At 47.1% G+C, this 17,363-nt stretch carries 10 protein-coding genes; 5 read left to right on the top strand and 5 right to left on the bottom strand.

Features of this window, described 5'->3' with window-relative positions; translation table 11 throughout:
• The first annotated feature begins 171 nt into the window (after positions 1 to 171).
• Positions 172 to 1,155 carry an Hpt domain-containing protein gene (locus tag NDA03_RS00665; protein WP_199302315.1) on the top strand — a complete coding sequence of 328 codons (984 nt, stop codon included), beginning with the start codon at positions 172 to 174 and terminating at the stop codon, positions 1,153 to 1,155.
• A 567-nt stretch (positions 1,156 to 1,722) separates the two neighbouring features.
• On the opposite strand, the gene NDA03_RS00660 is transcribed toward NDA03_RS00665, so the two are convergent.
• Positions 1,723 to 1,872, bottom strand: a complete 150-nt coding sequence (locus NDA03_RS00660) for a hypothetical protein (RefSeq protein WP_190413262.1) — start codon at positions 1,870 to 1,872, stop codon at positions 1,723 to 1,725.
• A 43-nt stretch (positions 1,873 to 1,915) separates the two neighbouring features.
• Here NDA03_RS00660 and NDA03_RS00655 point away from each other — a divergent pair, with 43 nt between their 5' ends.
• A complete protein-coding gene (locus NDA03_RS00655) occupies positions 1,916 to 4,162 on the top strand; it encodes a PAS domain S-box protein (RefSeq protein WP_348237009.1) in 2,247 nt (748 codons plus the stop codon).
• A gap of 235 nt (positions 4,163 to 4,397) precedes the next feature.
• Here NDA03_RS00655 and hisA read toward each other — a convergent pair whose 3' ends face one another.
• From hisA to NDA03_RS00640, 3 genes are all read right to left on the bottom strand, one after another.
• Positions 4,398 to 5,171, bottom strand: coding sequence for a 1-(5-phosphoribosyl)-5-[(5-phosphoribosylamino)methylideneamino]imidazole-4-carboxamide isomerase (gene hisA, locus NDA03_RS00650; RefSeq protein WP_348237007.1), 774 nt, complete (start codon positions 5,169 to 5,171; stop codon positions 4,398 to 4,400).
• Positions 5,172 to 5,248: 77 nt separating this feature from the next.
• Positions 5,249 to 6,193, bottom strand: a complete 945-nt coding sequence (locus tag NDA03_RS00645) for a hypothetical protein (protein WP_348237006.1) — start codon at positions 6,191 to 6,193, stop codon at positions 5,249 to 5,251.
• 409 nt (positions 6,194 to 6,602) lie between these two features.
• On the bottom strand, positions 6,603 to 8,297 hold the full coding sequence (locus NDA03_RS00640) for a transglutaminase domain-containing protein (RefSeq protein ID WP_190432203.1): 1,695 nt from the start codon (positions 8,295 to 8,297) through the stop codon (positions 6,603 to 6,605).
• Positions 8,298 to 8,857: 560 nt separating this feature from the next.
• On the opposite strand from NDA03_RS00640, the gene NDA03_RS00635 reads away from it, so the two are divergent.
• From NDA03_RS00635 to NDA03_RS00625, 3 genes are all read left to right on the top strand, one after another.
• Positions 8,858 to 9,805 carry a DUF928 domain-containing protein gene (locus NDA03_RS00635; RefSeq protein ID WP_348237005.1) on the top strand — a complete coding sequence of 316 codons (948 nt, stop codon included), beginning with the start codon at positions 8,858 to 8,860 and terminating at the stop codon, positions 9,803 to 9,805.
• A 233-nt stretch (positions 9,806 to 10,038) separates the two neighbouring features.
• Entirely contained in the window at positions 10,039 to 10,869 is an 831-nt protein-coding gene (locus NDA03_RS00630; RefSeq protein ID WP_348237004.1) for a DUF928 domain-containing protein, read from the top strand.
• Between the two features lie 1,046 nt (positions 10,870 to 11,915).
• Positions 11,916 to 13,880: a ShlB/FhaC/HecB family hemolysin secretion/activation protein gene (locus tag NDA03_RS00625; protein ID WP_348237003.1), complete on the top strand. Its 1,965-nt coding sequence runs from the start codon at positions 11,916 to 11,918 to the stop codon at positions 13,878 to 13,880.
• Positions 13,881 to 13,947: 67 nt separating this feature from the next.
• Here the strand turns inward: NDA03_RS00625 and NDA03_RS00620 are convergent, their stop codons facing one another.
• Positions 13,948 to 17,034, bottom strand: coding sequence for a CHAT domain-containing protein (locus NDA03_RS00620; RefSeq protein WP_348237002.1), 3,087 nt, complete (start codon positions 17,032 to 17,034; stop codon positions 13,948 to 13,950).
• Positions 17,035 to 17,363: the final 329 nt, after the last annotated feature.

The following is a 17,363-nucleotide window of genomic DNA, read 5'->3' as shown; positions in this document are numbered from 1 at the left end:
TTTAAATTGGTGGTTTCGGCTATTTTAGGAACAGTCTCCAACGTATATCAAACTTAGCTGCGCTTCAACCTGAGGCGTGCCGACAGGAACAGGGGTAAACAGTGCCTAGTGGAAAAATCCACTGCCAGGAACGACTCCCCCATAACCAGGTGACTACACAAAATTGTTGTTTTGAGGAATGCTGCCGTGGAGTCGGGAAAGATTTTAGGCTTTTTCATCGAGGAGGCAAAAGAACACCTCGAAACCCTGGAAAAAGGGCTACTGGATTTGCGAGGCGTAATGGCAGATCAAGAAAGGATTAATGAAATGTTCCGCGCCGCCCATTCTGTCAAGGGAGGGGCAGCGATGCTGGGCTTTAACAGTATTCAAAAAGTTTCCCATCGGTTTGAGGATTGTTTCAAGCTCCTCAAGGAACATCCAGTCAATATCGATAACGATCTGGAGTCCATGTTTTTAGAAGGGTATGACACCCTTAAGCACTTAGTTGACCAGCTTCAGGGGCCATTTGGTCTCCGAGAAGAGGAAGGCGAGAAAATCGTGCAAGCAGCAGAACCTAATTTTGTTAAGTTACAGGCACACCTTAACCGCCTGCTTGGGGCGGCAGGAAGTGCGCCAGAAGCGAGCAAAACGTCAACTCCAGATATTTCTGCTCAGGTGACTGGGGTGCTAAAACAAATGTTGCCGCTGTTTAAACAAGCAGAAACACCCGCAAATCGTCAACAACTTTGCGCTTTGTGCAGTCGTCTCGTGCAGATGAGTGCTGAAATAAAAACCTGGCAAGTGCTGGTAAGAACTGCAAATCGAGCGATCGCTAATCCCAAAAATACTTATGCCACCTTGGCACCGATTGTAATTAAGGAACTCAAGCAGGCTAGCGATCTGTTGCCACACGGAAAAACTGACGCGATCGCGCCGAGTGCCAGTTTGCGGCTGTTGGCAGCTTCCCCTGAAGCAACTACCGCCCCAATTCCGCCGGCAAAGGTGGCAGTTGGGGAAGGGGCACCCAGCCCAACGGAGTCAAAACCCACTCCGACATCCATCAAACAAATCGCCGTGCCTGTAGAACCTAGGGCGGCGGCAAAGGTTTTGGCTCAAGTGTTTAATAAAGAGCAACTGCTGCTGCTAGCAAAGTTACTCCACCAAGCTTCTCGCTGATTCTCTCTACCACAAAACGCGGCTGTTGCACAAAGCACGCGGCTACTTTTCCTTTGCTCAACCAGCTACAGAATCAATCGATGGGGCAGTACCCAAAGCACTGCCCCATCGTTTTTTTTGCAATTAGACGAACATTTATTCATTAAGCTGTCTTTTGCAATTCAAAAAATAGGTATAAAAACTGCTTTTTCCTTTTACTTTAATTTTTGATTAGGTCAAAACTTTCAGTATGTTTGCGTGTAAAAAATAACGAATACTGACTGGCGAATAACCGATTAATCCTTAGGAATAGTCCTTGTGGTTAATTCCAGAGAACAACTAGCAACAATTTAGCTTTTTGGACATTAAGAAAAGACAAGTATTATTTAAATATTTAAAAATATATACAGAAATCTAAATATCCTATTCAATTTTTTAACCTAGTTTTAGGAAAACAACTCCTTTTAGGCCAGAAATTCTCATTACTTGTTAAAACTGATACCAATAGAGACTCAAAACCCTTAGCTACAGTGATTAGAGTGTAACTTTTAGAAAAAATAAGCATCTATCTATTTGTAGACAAACTTGTTAATCTGGTGGCTTCAAAGACTTAAATAAAATAGTCTGAAAGTTACGACTCAGGGTGTATGCAGCTCCACAGCTAGAAAGGCTATACCAGAGTAGAGACAAAAGGGTGTATCCAGTCCAACGGCTGAACGAGTTAACAAAGATTGCCATAATAAAAACTCCAGGTACTCAGCCAGTGCCTTGATTGAAAGCTATGCGAAGTTTACAAGCGAATCAGCAAGGCGCTGCCCAATCAGCGCCCAGGATGGATACCCTCCCTCAGGCACTTCTGAGCGAACTAGCAGTTGGCGTCTTGGTGATGGGAGCGCAAGGAGAAATACGCTTTACGAATCAGGCGACACTGGACTTGCTGGATTTAACAGCAGACCAGATGCTGGATCAAATGCCGCTCGATCCCGCTTGGCACGTTATCCAAGAGAATGGAACGCCATTTCAGATGAAACTCCACACGGCACCAGTCCGGGCAAAGCAAGCGTTGTTGCTGCTTTCGACCCGGCAATCGCTGCGAAACCTGGTGCTAGGGGTTTATAGACCGACAAAGCGCGATCGCATTTGGATATCTGTTAACACCGAACCGCAGTTAGATCCAGACGGTTGCGTCGAGCAAGTCGTCTGCACGCTGAGTGAAATCACCAACCAAAAGGCAAGCGAACAATTTTCAAAAATCAATGAATGTTTTTCGGGTCTTGGTTCCGACCCGGATGAGAATATTAACCGCATCACGGCATCCGCAGGGGAATTACTCGGCGGTGCTTGGGCAGTCTACAATCGGTTGCATCAAGGCTTACTGTGGTCTTGGGGTCAATGGCAAACGCCGTCGGAGTTCCCAAACGTAGGCGATTTGGACGGACATCTCTGTTATGACGTAATTCAGCAGGGAAGCAACCAGCCTTATGTCATTCAGGATTTACCCAACACTCCCTACGCACACAGCGATCCTTGGGTCATTCCTTACCAACTGCAAACCTACGTTGGACAAGCAGTTAGATGCGCGGGTGAATATATTGGCTCGCTTTGCGTGGTCTATCAGAACCAGTTTGTTCCCACAGAATCTGACAAGAAGCTGATGGGGATTATGGCTGCGGCGATCGGTGTAGAAGAGGAACGCAAGAGGGAAGCAGTAGTGTGGGCGCAAAATGAAGGGAAATGGCGATCGCTACTGCAAAACAGCTCCAATTTGATCACAATCTTGGAAGCCGATGGCACCATCAAATACGCAAGCCCTGCCATTGAGGGCATTTTAGGATACAAGCAAAAAGAATTAATTGGCAAAAATACCTTTGATCTTGTTCACCCAGAGGATGTTTCTTTAGTCAAAAACGATTTTCAAGGCGTCCTCGAAAATTCAACAACTGCTTTATCCATTGAGTTCCGGTTTCAGCACAAAGATGGCTCATGGCGTTATATCGAAGCAACCCACAGCAATCTGGTCATGGATGCACCAGGGGTTCGCATTGTTGTGAACTCTCGTGACATTACCGATCGCAAACTGGCTGAGACAGCTTTAATTCAATCGGAAGCGCAACTGAGAGACAAAGCAGCTCAGTTGGAACAAGCCTTATACGAACTGCAACAAACTCAAAGTCAACTGGTACAAACCGAAAAAATGTCCAGTTTGGGGCAGTTAGTCGCCGGTGTTGCTCACGAAATTAACAACCCGGTTTCTTTTATCTACGGTAACCTTCCCTACGCGACGGAGTATACTCAAGACCTGCTGCACCTCGTTCACCTCTACCAGCAGGAATATCCACAACCAACACCCGCTATTCAAGAAGCAGCAGAAGCACTAGACATAGATTTCCTCAGCGAAGACCTTCCAAAACTGATGAATTCAATGCAAGTGGGAGCTGAACGTATTCGACAAATTGTGCTGAGCTTGAGGAACTTCTCCCGTCTAGATAAAGCGGCAAGAGAGCCTTTCGATCTTCACAATGGAATTGATAACACTTTACTTTTGTTACAACATCGCTTGAAGCCGAAAGCAGGACGCACCGAGATCCAGATAGTTAAAGAGTATGACAACCTGCCTCGTGTCGATTGCTATGCTGGGCAAATCAATCAGGTATTTATGAATATTCTGAGTAATGCGATTGATGCCCTAGAAGAGTCAATCATTAATGGTGAATGGTCAGTTGCCAGTAGAAAAACAACTGACATTCCTACTATCCGGATTCGCACCGAACTGGCAAATGACAATAAGGTGGTCATTCAGATTACTGATAATGGCCCTGGCATTCCATCTGAAGTGCAGCAACATATATTTGACCCTTTCTTTACTACCAAACCAGTCGGTCAAGGTACTGGCTTGGGGTTGTCAATCAGCTACCAGGTTGTTGTAGAAAAACATGGCGGCGTCTTGAAGTGTCAGTCGGCACCGGGAGAAGGAACGGAATTCTGTATCGAGCTGCCCGTAAATCTTCCCCAGCCGGAAGGAGTGTAAAAATTAGCGAATGGCACTTACTTAAGCATAAAAAGCTTAAACAGAAAAAGTAATTTGTTGGTTGGGTTTCACTATGATTCACCCAATTACTCGCTAAACTTACTAGATGTTAGTTTTCGTGCCTCAACCCAACCTCCGGGCTTATTATAGGCTAATTAACTAAACCTCTAATTTTGGGGATAAAAAGAAGGAAATGTAGAGACGCGCAACTGCGCGTCTTTAGCTTGTTGAAGTGTCAAGCAAAAGTGGAAAAGCCCAAATCTGGCGGGACATCTTGAATACGTCCCGACCCTATCGCTTGCAGGGCTGCTTTGAGCGAAACATCACCTGTATAGAGGGCACGACCCACAATCACACCGCTAACTCCCAAGGGTTCGAGTGTTAGTAAACTCAACAAGTCAGTAATCGAACTAACACCGCCAGAGGCAATAATGGGGATGGAAATAGCGTTAGCGAGTTCTCTTAATGCCTCTAAATTAGGGCCAGAAAGCGTGCCATCTCGATGAATATCGGTGTAGATAATGGCAGCAACCCCTAATTGTTGCATTTGCTTAGCCAAGTCGATTGCCGCAACTTCAGACGTTTCTAACCAGCCTCTCGTGGCAACTCGTCCATTCCGAGCGTCAATTCCTACGATAATTTGCCCTGGAAATTCCTGGCAAAGTTCTTCGACCAGCTGGGGTTGTTCTACAGCTATGGTTCCCAAGATTACCTGCTTCACACCCATGTTTAGCAGCTGAGAGACCGAGCTTTTGTCGCGCAAGCCGCCCCCTACTTGTATTTCTCCCGACACTGCCTGTAAAATCGCCTCAATTGCCTGCCGGTTGACCAGTTGACCCGCCTTAGCACCGTCGAGGTCTACGATATGCAACCGGGTTGCCCCCTGTTCTACCCACTGTTTAGCAATATTAGCGGGGTTGTTATCAAAAACTTGCGATCGCGCATAGTCTCCCTGATATAACCGTACGCACCGACCTTCTAGCAAATCAATCGCTGGAATTACATTCATCTTCAGCTATTCAAATCATCAAATGAGTAGAGTGGGCAGCGCCCCCCTACTCAGTCCAGACTATCAGCTAACAGCTATCAGCTAGCAGCTAATTGTTGTGGCGGCAGCCCAAACAACTCTTCGAGATAATCAGGCGTAAGCATTTGGTTCCAGTGACGCAGCTGCACCATGAGGCGGGCAAATGTGAAAACTAATTCCACCGCGTATAAGGCATAGCCAATTTGCAAGACATCGTTCCCTTTCGGGCGTTCGCCCTGATGATGTTTGAGAAGACCCATTAAATTTTTAGTGGTGCCCTGCAAGCGGGTGAGATAGGAATCTCCAAACGCCCAACGGCTAATCCCCCAGAACTTTGCTAGGTGATTGATTTCGTCTTGCATGGGTTGCGCGATCGCTTGTTGCAATGCCCCCGTCGAATGAGCCATTAACCAGAGATATACAGACGTTGCTCCCCACTCGGTTGCGATCCGGGCGATCGCGTGTTTATAAACATCTTCTCGTAGATTTCCACTCGATTCATAGCCTTTTACTGAGTTCGGATGGGATTGTAGTTTATCACCCGTTAATTGTTGATAGATTTTGCTAAAAGTGGGGCGGTGTTGCCGTTCTTCTTTCTCCCATATTCCGACTTCTAGCATCGTGCCATCCGCTGCAAAGGTACCGCCCACAAATCGCGCCATTGGAAAGTGGGCTGCCTGCAAATAATTCCAGCTTTCCATCGCATAAGCGCGAATCGGCGTTTCAATCTCCACCGCATTTGCAACTGTTGCAATAAATAATTCGGGAGCGACACCGATAATTTGATTAGAAGTAATTGCTTGCCAATCAATCGTTTCCCAGCGGCGCTGATGAGGATTTTTAAACTGTCTCGGTAAGTCTGACAGGTTCTGCTGGAGAATCTCCAACGATAGATAGCGCTCAATCAGATAATTAATGCGCGATCGCGTTTGTAAATAATGCGGATGGGGATATTGATTTCCAGCTAGATCGACCGACCGCTCTTTAATGCTAGAATTATTCATAGATTCAGTTCTTCCTTATTGCTTTGACCTTGATTATTAAGTACCTATTCAACCTTCTATTTAGTATCTTTGTAACAGCATTCTGATATTCAAAAGCTTATATTTTTGATAAAAATTGATACTTACAGGACAAATTTAGTATCGAAGAGCAATCCGGATTTTTTTTAAATTTTGTGACACATAAAAAATTGACATACTCCGAAAGTCTTAAATTAGCGATCGCTTAGCGATTGCCAATTACTTTAATAGGCGATAGATGCCATTTTCCTTAAACTGCTGCTTTTTGGTAAAAACGGAGAACAGTTTGTGACAGTTTAAGCAGCGACCTCCTAGGGAATAGCGGACAATTAGCAATGAGTACCCAGTAAAAAAGGGTGGACAGTGCCCACCCTTCTGACTTTATTCACCCTTATGAGGACGGTGCTAGTTCCTCCAAAATCGTAAATCTCACATGATTTAGAGATAATTCTCCAATAGAAACGGACTGCTTATTGACTCTTTCCCCATGACTCATCAAGCTTTCAAAGGTGATACCTTTGCCCATTTCAGCGTGATACCAAGCTAAACCCATGAAAAACCGCGATGGATAGGGGCCTTTTTCGACCACATCATCCGGATTGGATTCCATCGGCAACCAACCAAATCCAGGCAGGTAGAACTCCATCCAGACATGATTAAAATCAGGTTGCAGGGGCAAATTCATCAATTCAGGATGGGGAGGGCACTTGTAGCGACCTACCGTGCGGCAGGCAATGCCATTCAGCCGCGCCAGGGCAAGTAAAACCCCCAGGTACTCACCGCAGGAACCAACACCCCTTTCTAAGGCGACATCTGGCGGGTCAATGTAGGGCTTAATCCCGTAGGAAAGACGGTCATAGACATAGTTGCGAATTTTGAAAATTTTCCGCAGCATATTCGTTTCGCTGCCAATCGCTTCCTTGGCGGCCTTGAGGATGATATCGGTGTCCATTGCCAAATCATCATCATCCGTCAGATATTTGCTGCGTAACTCAGGCGGGAGGTCGGGAAGTTTTTCGGCATCTCTGGGCGTCAGGCGATATTTGATGCTCCAGACTTCTATCAGGGCTTTCCAGCCAAATATATGGCGATCGCCGGTTTTGAGACTGTTAAATTTAAATACAGCCACCCGCTGTCCGTCTTGAATTTCTTCCGTGAAAGGCAATCCGACGGCTTCAATTTTTCTGATCTTCTGCCGATGAGTCTCCGAGGGTAGAGCAATTCGCCACTCCACATTTTCTAAATCCACCTCGTCGAGGGGGGAAAGTTCCTCGACGTAGGAAATTTCCATCAGATAACCATTCGAGAGAGCGTAGCGTTCAGCCTCGTTGTAGTAAAAATACAACGGGTGAATAAACGTGCGATCGCGGTACTGTAATTCGTAATTCGGGTCGGCGTTCGGGTTATCGCGCAGGTAAGGCTCCTCACCTGCATAAGCTACGTAGAGAATATCTTTCCCCGTTTGAGGATCTGTGTAAAAAGCTAACCCTGTCGGGCATTCAAAAGGCGTCAGTACGCTGAATTTGATCTCACCCGTAGCTCGGTCAAGGCAGTAAACTGTTTGCTCAATGCTATCGGAAACCCAGAGTTCCTCACCCTTGACTGTGATATTTTCTACCCCTACTCCAGGGGCATAAAATCGGGTAATTTCTTGACCTGTCTCACGACTAAGAACAAGAATATATCCCGCCTTCTGGGAAGTCACGTAAACAGTTGATTCCCAAACAGCAACCCCATTGGCTGGGTAGGGCAATGTGACAAAAGACTGAGGCGTCAAATCAGTGGTAGAGATGCCATTAATGGCGTTTGGACAAAAGAAAACACCATTTTCCTGGGTACACCAGAGAGTATCTTCCCAAAGAGCTAACCCAGTCACGCCCAGAAAATCTGGCAGATGATTGGCATTGAGTATAGTAGTGTTGTCACTCTTCGGATCGATTTGCAGCAGATACCCGTTAGTGGCGTCAATGGCGATAAGTGTATCTTTCTGAGAAGCAATGCCATGTATGGCAGCAGCTGCAATCGGTCTAATTGTCCGATGCCAAGGATTTTCTTTGAGTGGTAGAGCCGCTGAATCAGGAATCATCTCAAATCTCAGTGAAGTTTATGTAGAAGTGGATACCCAGGGAGGCAGAGGGGTTTGAAAGTTGGGATTTGGGATTATGAGGATTTAGTCAATCTAGAATAGCGATCGCCACTCTCAAATTGGTTTGACCCTAGTCTTAGCCCAAGTTACCAAAAATGCAACCAAGACAACTGCTTTATACGAACTTGAGTACGATCTTATTTGTGTGTGTCAGCCGGGAACTCTAACAACGGTTAGGACTTCTTTAATTAATGACCTAACTAAGGATTGAGCCGACCCATTGCCTTTAGATGCCCCCTCTGGGGATTCTTGCAGAAGGGCAGACTTCATGACTCGATGTCCGAATAGAAAAACAAATTTTCCGTACATGAGTTTGATATATAATTATGGACACGCGATCGGACGAGCTTGCTGCTCCAAAGCGATATCAATCTAGCGATTGGTTGTTAAACAGAACCTTCAAAAGTGTCAGAGTGCAGAGCCATTCACAACTGTCTGGATGGGCAAAATCTTCAGGCACTCCGCTTGAAAAGGTCTGGAAATTGAAAGAGACCGGATCAATGAGGTCTACACAAGAAACTACAGTGCCGCAACAATTAGGGGTCGCTCGCGATACGCTCCCTAAAGGAGAAACCCTCGGCAAAATTCAACCCAATTTCAATTTTTTAAGTAGACTCGTTGAAGTAAAAATCCCACAGCTTAAGTTCTGGGGAGTGTCAACAGAAAACAGTTCTAGCATGATTTGGATGAAACGCTACTCACAGATTACAACACTGGCTGTTTCCTTAACGCTCGGACTGGTTCTGAACGTGCCTTCCCAGGCACAGGCACAGCCTGCCTCACTCAGCCGTAGCTTACTACCAGATACTTTAAACTTCAAGCCGCCAGAGCGAGGCACCCCTGATGGCAGAGAACAAGGTGCAACCCGCCAACCCATCCCTTGCACGCAAGGTCTCACTGCCTTGACACCCTTGGGTGTTGGGCTAACAGTTGCAGAGTATCCAACCTTTTCATGGTATATGTCTACAACGTCAGCTCGGTCAGCGGAATTTGTGCTGAGGGATGCAAGCGATCGAGAAGTCTACAAAGCGAATTTTGCGATCGCGGGAAAACCTGGCATTTACAGCCTTAACCTTCCTCCATCCGCCAATTTACCACCCTTGGCGCAGGACAAGGAATATCATTGGGACGTCTCGGTGATTTGTGATGCTAACAGCCGGGAGAAAGATATTGTCGTAGGGGGTGCGATCAAGCGCATCGCACCAGATTCAGCCTTAGTCAGACAAATCCAGCGAGCCACTTTACAAGAGCGCGTTGGTCTTTATGCACAAGCTCGCCTTTGGCATGAGACACTCGCTACCCTTCTGGAGCTACGCCGCTTGAATCCTAACGATTCTACCCTGGCATCTGACTGGAAAAAGCTGTTACTGTCAGTTGAACTGAACAAGGTTGCGAGCGAGCCTCTAGTTCAGAGCGCAGCTAGTCGAAGAACGACTGGCTCAAACTAAAACAACCAGTCTTTGGGTTGTTATATCTGCTAAAAATAGGAATATTTGACCCACTTGTTCAGAGTTTTCAACTCCAAAATGCGACTCGATGAAGGCAGAAAGCCGAGTTCGGATCGTGAAGAAAACGATGTAGGGGTTGGGTAGTCAGTCAATCTAGGGCGGGACAATCGAATCTTGTTGGTTGAACCGCACCTATCTATTCAAAACTCAAAACTCTCTGGAGCAGTTCTGCTATGGACTGGATGAAGTCCCCTAGGTTAAAACGAGCCTTAGCTATCTCTATGGAAGTAGCACTGCTCACGGGTTTCTCAACTCTGATAGGGACACCACCAACACTACTCGCCCAAGGAATGCCCGATCGGTGGATAGTTGCTGGATATAATCCACCTAAAACCGTTGGGGCACCAGGGCGCAGAGAAGGGGGCGGAACTCGCAGTCCTGGAAGTTGTCCGGCGGCAGGCAAGCCCCTCACTGCGCTGATTCCTGCCAATAACATTGGGTTTACCGTCGCCGCATATCCCAGCTTTTCATTCTACGTCCCTCCAGTGCCTGCCCAAGCCTCGCCACTGGCACTAGAGTTCGTACTGAAGGATGAAAAAAACGATCAAGAGATTTATACAACAACCTTCATGACTATGGGAAAGGGGGGTATTGTCAGCATAAGTCTTCCGACTTATGCTGGATTACCACCCTTGGAAGTCGGTAAGAATTATCAGTGGATCTTATCGATGGTTTGCGATTCCGAACAGCGATCGCTCGATGTTTTTGTACAAGGTTCGATTCAGCGGGTTCCACAAACCGCGCAGCTTGATAATCAGTTGAGGGTGGCTACACCGAATAAGCGCCCAGATGTTTATGCAGAGGCGGGGATGTGGTTTGATGCCTTAACTACTCTGGCAGAACTGCGCCGCTCCAATCCGAACAATTCCGCTTATTCTGCTGAGTGGGAACAACTCTTGAAGGCAGTTGGACTGGACAACATTGCCAAAGAGCCTTTGCTTCCCAGTATGACGACATCTGCTAGCCAAACGACACCCTTTCAGCGCTTGAGAGAAAATCAATAGTTTTGAATGAACTGCTCCCTCACTTTAAGGATGAAAATATACTTAATTTCTCATCCTTGAAGACTCAGCAGGCAATGGGGCAGGGAAAAAGCCTATGCCCCTACCACTTAGCACTGCAATTTTCTGTAAATATGAAATGAACCGCTAGAGGACAGGATAAAGCTGAAGGCTGGCTATCTAAACTCCACAAGTGTCCCGGCTTATATCAATTCACTTTATGGGGGCTGTACTTTAATTCTCGCAGCCCTTTTTTCTAGCGATCGCGTTGTGGCGCAGATGCACTCTCTTTGCAGGGATTGGTGTCTCTGATGTACCATCTTTTGTGAAATTGTACTATAACCTTTTACCTTAATATCGCCTAAAATAGATTGCTGAAAGTGGCTACTGGCAAGACTTGTACCATCCAAAATCGGCAATTCAAAATTTCAAATCTTATAGAGGGACGCATCACACTTTTACCCTCTCGCCATTATTACCTCGTAGTCTCAGCAGGATATTCTGGATAGCAGGCTAGGGGAGAAAATTAGCAATTCCCTCCTGGTTTAGCCCAAACTGGGTAAAGCTGTCAGGAAAATACGTTCCCTGGCTGAATAATAGTGCCGCAGGTGATATCGATCCGTTTGTCTTGGGGATCGCGAATCCAGTCTGAAATGAGAGTGCGCGTGCAATCAGGTGCAAAAGTCAGGTGCAAAAGTCATTGATTGGGCGTTTGAGTGTGGTAGCAAACCGATCTTGTTCGCGAGCAAATTAGCTCGCCTTCCGAAGGCACAATGTAACTAGCAAAGAGGCGACGCCATTGACAGATGATGGCATAATGAAAACATAAAATTGAGTCTTCAGATAGATGCAATTTTGGTGAAAACCGCAAAATCATGCCGCTCGTTTGCTTGCAAAAGTAACATTCTCGCTCCTAAAAGCGAGAATGTTACTTTTGGAGAGAGAAAAGGAAAAAAGTTGAATTAAGTAAAGAAAATACGGATTGGATACAAAAAAATTGTATTAATTGAAGTTTTTAGACAATTCAACCCGTGGAGAACACAGCTACCATGCGTTCAAAATTTCAATGGTTTTGGTGTGGAGTGTTAATTGAGGGTGCGATCGCTTGTGTCTCTGCCAGCGGTGCTAATGCCAAAACACTACCGGCAACGCCCGATCTGAATGGATTGAATTTTCATCGCGAAATGGAAACGATGAAAGCGTTTTCCAGCGACGAGAGAGCAAAAAAAGAACCCGCTAGGCGTTCAGTTGCCCCGTCAAAGGGCATACAGCAAAAGCGCGTGGGAGTTGTTCAGCCTGAGCCAGAGAGGTCTGAAAATAGGCGGCTGCAAGCGCAGACTCTACCTGCTTCACCGCAGAACCAACCACAGCTAAATCAACCCCTGCAACCCCAATCCGATCCTAACCGCGATCGCTTTCCGCAGCCTGCACCCCTCCCAGAACCTCTGCCGGAAGAGTCACCGTCGCCCGTACTGACGCCCCCAACACCAGCGCCTGATGCTGCACCGTCCTCAGACACTCTTGAGGTGAAAAAGATTCAAGTCACTGGCAGCACCATCTTTGGGGCAGAACAGTTGAACTCGATTACTCAAACTGTAGAGGGGCGGACTGTCACCCTAGAAGAACTCAGAAACGTTGCCGATGCGATCACCCAGCTATACCTCAACCAAGGCTACATTACCTCAAGAGCCATCCTGGTAGACCAAGCCATTACGGATGGTGTCGTCCAGATTCGCGTCATTGAAGGCAGCCTAGAAGAGATTAGGGTAGAAGGAACGCGCCGGTTGAATTCAAATTACGTGCGATCGCGCGTGCGTTTGGGGGCTGGCAAACCGCTCAATACGGGCAAGCTAGAAGATCAATTAAGGCTATTGCGCGTCGATCCCCTATTTAAAAATGTAGAAGCCAGCCTCCGCTCTGGGAGCGGGGTGGGTCAAAGTATTCTCGTCGTTCGCGTTACCGAAGCCAACCCCTTTTATGGCAGCTTCGGCGTCGATAACTACTCGCCTCCGAGCGTTGGTTCCGAACGATTGGGCGTCAATCTGGGTTATCGCAACATCACCGGCATTGGAGATGAAATTTTTGGCTCCTATTACCATACGACCACAGGCGGCGCTGATGTTCTTGACTTAAACTATCGGGTGCCGCTCAACCCCATGAACGGCACCTTGCAACTGAGATATGCTCCCAACCGAAATAGAGTCACCCAAGCCCCTTTTGAAGTTTTCGACATTCGGGGAGAATCACAGCTTTATGAAATTAGTTATCGACAGCCGTTAATCCGCTCACCGCGTGAAGAATTTGCCCTTTCTTTAGGCTTTACTCACCAGAATGGTCAGACTTTTACTTTTGCAGGGCCAACCCCGTTTGGTTTTGGCCCCGACGAAGAAGGTCGGAGCCGCACCAGCGTGATTAAATTTGGGCAAGACTATCTGCGTCGGGATGTTAAGGGTGCTTGGGCATTGCGATCGCTTTTTAGTCTTGGCACTGGCTTATTGGATGCCACCATCAATCCCGACCCCATACCCGATGGTCGGTTCTTAAGCTGGCTGGGCCAAGTGCAGCGAGTTCAAGTCCTGAATAACAATAATTTCTTAATTGTGCAAGGAGATATTCAGCTATCAACCAGTGGCTTATTACCCTCCCAACAGTTTGTAATTGGCGGCGGTCAATCGTTGCGCGGCTACCGACAAAATGTGCGTGCTGGTGACAATGGAGTGCGACTTTCAATTGAAGATCGCATTACCGTTCAGCGAGATGAAGCCGGTGCCGCCACATTGCAGTTTGCTCCTTTTGTGGATGTGGGTTGGGTGTGGAATGTGTCTGATAATCCCAACGATGCCACGTTACAGGATGAGAGATTTTTAGCAGGTGCTGGCTTAGGGCTAATCTGGCAACCTCTGCCCAAGCTAAATATACGACTAGACTATGGCATTCCACTGGTTGATATTGAAGACCGTGGCGAAAATGCCCAAGATCGGGGATTTTATTTCAGCGTTAACTATCAATTTTAGAAAGAATTAAAAATTAAAAATTGAAGAACTCCTCATTTTTAATTTTTAATTCTGCATTTTGCATGGATTACCACGGGTTGCCAATCATCGTAAAAGCTGCCCAATAATAAGGATGAGATAAATTTTGATTCTCCAGCTTCGCGAGTTCGGGCGTTAGAGCCACATCCCCTCTGGGAGTTTGCAGTTTACCTCCCTGTATTCGCACTTGCCCCTTCAGCATCGCTACCTGTGCTTGCCGCAGTGCCTCCACTCTCACGGAGGCTTTTTTCAATTCTTGGTAAAATTCCGTCATCAGTCCCAAGGTGCCTTGGTCGCTGACGTACCAAAGACTTGCCAGCGCTGATTTGACTCCTGCCTGCACCGCTAACCCAGCAAAACCCAGCTCCGCCTGCTCATCACCCAGTGCAGTGCGACAGGCACTCAAGACTAACAAATCTACCGGCGGGTCATTCCACTCAAGCTGTGGCAGTTGGTTTAAGGACAGCTTCGTGTCCCATAGCTGAATGTAGGAGTTACTCGGATCTCCTGGTTCAAATTCTGCATGGGTTGCCAGGTGAACAATTCTAAACGGTTGTAGACGGCGCTGAGTCTTGAGATTCTTGAGAGTGAAAGCATTGTTGAGGAAGGATTTACCAGGCCACAACTCAGGTGTAATGATTGATAACTCGGTTGGCACAGCGGGAAGCGGGTCTTGGTCGGGAAATTCCGATGCTCCCATTGCCAAAACTTGAGAGTTTTTTAGGTTGCGTTGGAGAGTGTCCGTTAGGCTAAGACTGGGGATCAAGCTGACGCTGTATTTCTCCACCAGAAATTGTTGACCATCATATAAAGCTGCAAATGGTACAGAACGCAACCCACTATCGGGCACGAATACGAGATTTTGGATGCCTCTAGCTTGTAAATCGCCTTCTAGCGGAGCGATTAGCCACTGATACAGTTGCTTGGCTGAGGTCAGGTAGGTGGGAGTGCGTCTGATCCGAATGACTTCCTTGCGAAATTGCTCGGCGACTTTGAGAACTTGCGTTCGCGAAGCGTATGCGCCTTGCGCTCCTAGCACGGCTCCCGATAACCGCTTGCGGATGGGTGGACCCTCTGCCGTTACCAGCACTACTTCCAGCTCATCGTGAGTGCTGACATCTGTAAAGGCTGGGGTTTCTTGCCCCTGCTGAGTGTTGAGTGAGAGAGATTTTTCAGTCCCTTGTACTCTCCTACCTTCCTGCACCTCTGCTGCAATGGTCGGAACAAAAGCAACATACATCAGCGCTGGTCTGACTCCCGTTTCTGTTTCTATTCTTGCGAGAGTCTGACGAGCATCGAGCAGAGAATTAACACGGGGGGGAAGATTATTGAGACCGAAATATTCGGCAAATTGACGGGTAAAAATTTCTTCGCGTTCAGTCACGACCGCATCAATTTCAATTGCCGGGATATCCGGCGGGAGTTCTGTGGGTGGCTCCTCTTCTGGGTCGTCGATTAAGATTGTGGGATCGATTATTTGATCGGGATCGGCAGTAATTAATTGAATATTTCCCTGGGTGTCTGGCCCAGGAAAAGATTGGAAGGTCGAAATCGTGAATTGCCCATTGTTCAGTGCTCCGGCTGTCCCGTTCGTTGTTGGATTTCCAACTAAAAAAGGAACTAAATTATTGCCGCCACCATGCTGGATAGCGATCGCGCCTCCTCCAATTCCTCCGGACGTAGAGATACTGGCAGAGATCCCATCTTGGTCTAGAAAAGTGCCTGTGGCTTTGAAAAATTGACCAGTTGCAATGTTAACGTTTCCCCCCACGCCATTCGTTCCCCCTTGGGCATTGATGGAGGCAACTTGAATATCTCCAAGCGGATCGAGGGTTACAGATCCCCCATTCCCAATTGCTGAACTAGAGTTGATGACTCCAGCGTTGATTTCGTTCAGAGCCAAAAGCGCGATCGCGCCCCCGTTACCAGCGTTGGAAGAGGAATTAATAGAACCAGCAATATTAATTGTCCCTGTCGGACTATTGGGTGAAGTAATATTGTTAATTTTGTCAAGTGCCGAAAGAGTAATTGCACCTCCATTCCCAAGATTTGATGAAGAATTTAAAAAACTTTTAATGTTAATTGAACCTGCTGTACTCGTTAGAAAAATATTGCCGCCATTACCTGAATCAGAAGTTGTCAAAATCCCGTCTAAGGGCGAACTCAGGATATTAATATCCTTAAAAGCGGACATCGTTACAGAACCCCCATGTGCCCCTAAAAAAGTGGCAGAGGTATCGATTTTTCCGAGGACTGTAATGTTGTTAGCAGAAGCCAAATTCACAGAACTCCCTAGGGAGGGCAAGGAAGTTTTAGAAGTGGCTCCCTGCACCACGACATCACCAGCGTCTACCTGGATGTTAGCTCCAGACAGTTTCACCTCCCCAGTGCCGCTAACCGTTACTTTTGTCGCATTGTTAGCACCTCCACCTGTGAGTAACTGAGGCAAAGAGAGAGGAGAAGCGATGGAGAGGGGAAGAGAAGGCGAGAGAGGTTGAATCTCTAAACTCAGCAGGTTTCCCGCCTGAGAAAGGCGAAGCATCTTTTCACCGGGTACAGATGCAACCACGATCCTCCCCCCAGGTGCCGAGAGATTACCGAGGGAGACAACCGTACCACCGAGTAGATTGAGATCCTGCCCATCTTTAACGGCTAGCTGTGCCTCGTTGACAATCGCTCCGGGAGTTTGAGGGGTGGCGAAGGCAAAGGTATTCGGCGTCCCTACCAGCGCCGCATAGCTATTAGAACCGATGGCATTAAACCATCCTGAGTCAAATTTAATTCCAGTCGCTGTGGTGGCGGTGAAGCTCCCAGGTACGTTCAAACTAGCTCCTGCGCCAAAAACGATCCCGGCGGGGTTCATCAAGAAGAGGTTGGAATTGCCGCCAGAGACTTGGAGAAGCCCATTAATGACTGAAGGATCGCCCCCCGTAACGCGCCCCAGGATATTTTGAATGGAGGGGCTAGAAATGAAGTTGGCAATCTCACCTTGGCTAAGACCAAATTGGGTGAAGCTGTGGAACAAATTGGTCTTATCAGCGGATGTCGTGCCGCCTTGGATGTCATATTGGGTTCCATTAGGCTTCACAATGGTGCCGGTGCCGTCAGTCGCCGGGACGATCGATTGTGCCTGCACGCTCAGAAAGCAAACGGATATTCCCAATGCCAGATGTGGAAGGGCAAAAAGCAAAAAGGCGATAGATTTTGACCTTTTCCTTTTGACTTTTCCCTTTTGTCGTGCTAACAACAATTTAATTCTTTTGACAATTGATTTCATAAGGCCGCTCCTGAAAGGAAACACGTTCCTCAAGTCTTTAGATTTTTCAACGCTAGCTTTTGGGGCAACTTTTGCGCTAGAGGCAGTGTTGAAATGGCTACAGGCTTTTGTTTATAGTGTTTGGACAGTGTAAAGGGAGAAGTCCTCGCTCTGCGGTAAATTGCCGTATCGTCCTGTCCGTCAAAACT

The organism is Trichocoleus sp. Lan, from assembly GCF_039961855.1.
Lineage (GTDB): Bacteria > Cyanobacteriota > Cyanobacteriia > Cyanobacteriales > FACHB-T130 > FACHB-T130.
The sequence above is the reverse complement of the archived record's forward strand: the minus strand, read 5'-3'. Positions and strand labels throughout refer to the sequence as shown.

Excerpts from the sequence above, each read along its gene's own strand:
- NDA03_RS00645 (WP_348237006.1), bottom strand. The coding sequence starts at position 6,193 with ATGAATAATTCTAGCATTAAAGAGCGGTCGGTCGATCTAGCTGGAAAT.
- NDA03_RS00635 (WP_348237005.1), top strand. The coding sequence starts at position 8,858 with ATGAGGTCTACACAAGAAACTACAGTGCCGCAACAATTAGGGGTCGCT.
- NDA03_RS00640 (WP_190432203.1), bottom strand. The coding sequence starts at position 8,297 with ATGATTCCTGATTCAGCGGCTCTACCACTCAAAGAAAATCCTTGGCAT.
- NDA03_RS00655 (WP_348237009.1), top strand. The coding sequence starts at position 1,916 with ATGCGAAGTTTACAAGCGAATCAGCAAGGCGCTGCCCAATCAGCGCCC.
- hisA (WP_348237007.1), bottom strand. The coding sequence starts at position 5,171 with ATGAATGTAATTCCAGCGATTGATTTGCTAGAAGGTCGGTGCGTACGG.
- NDA03_RS00660 (WP_190413262.1), bottom strand. The coding sequence starts at position 1,872 with ATGGCAATCTTTGTTAACTCGTTCAGCCGTTGGACTGGATACACCCTT.
- NDA03_RS00630 (WP_348237004.1), top strand. The coding sequence starts at position 10,039 with ATGGACTGGATGAAGTCCCCTAGGTTAAAACGAGCCTTAGCTATCTCT.
- NDA03_RS00625 (WP_348237003.1), top strand. The coding sequence starts at position 11,916 with ATGCGTTCAAAATTTCAATGGTTTTGGTGTGGAGTGTTAATTGAGGGT.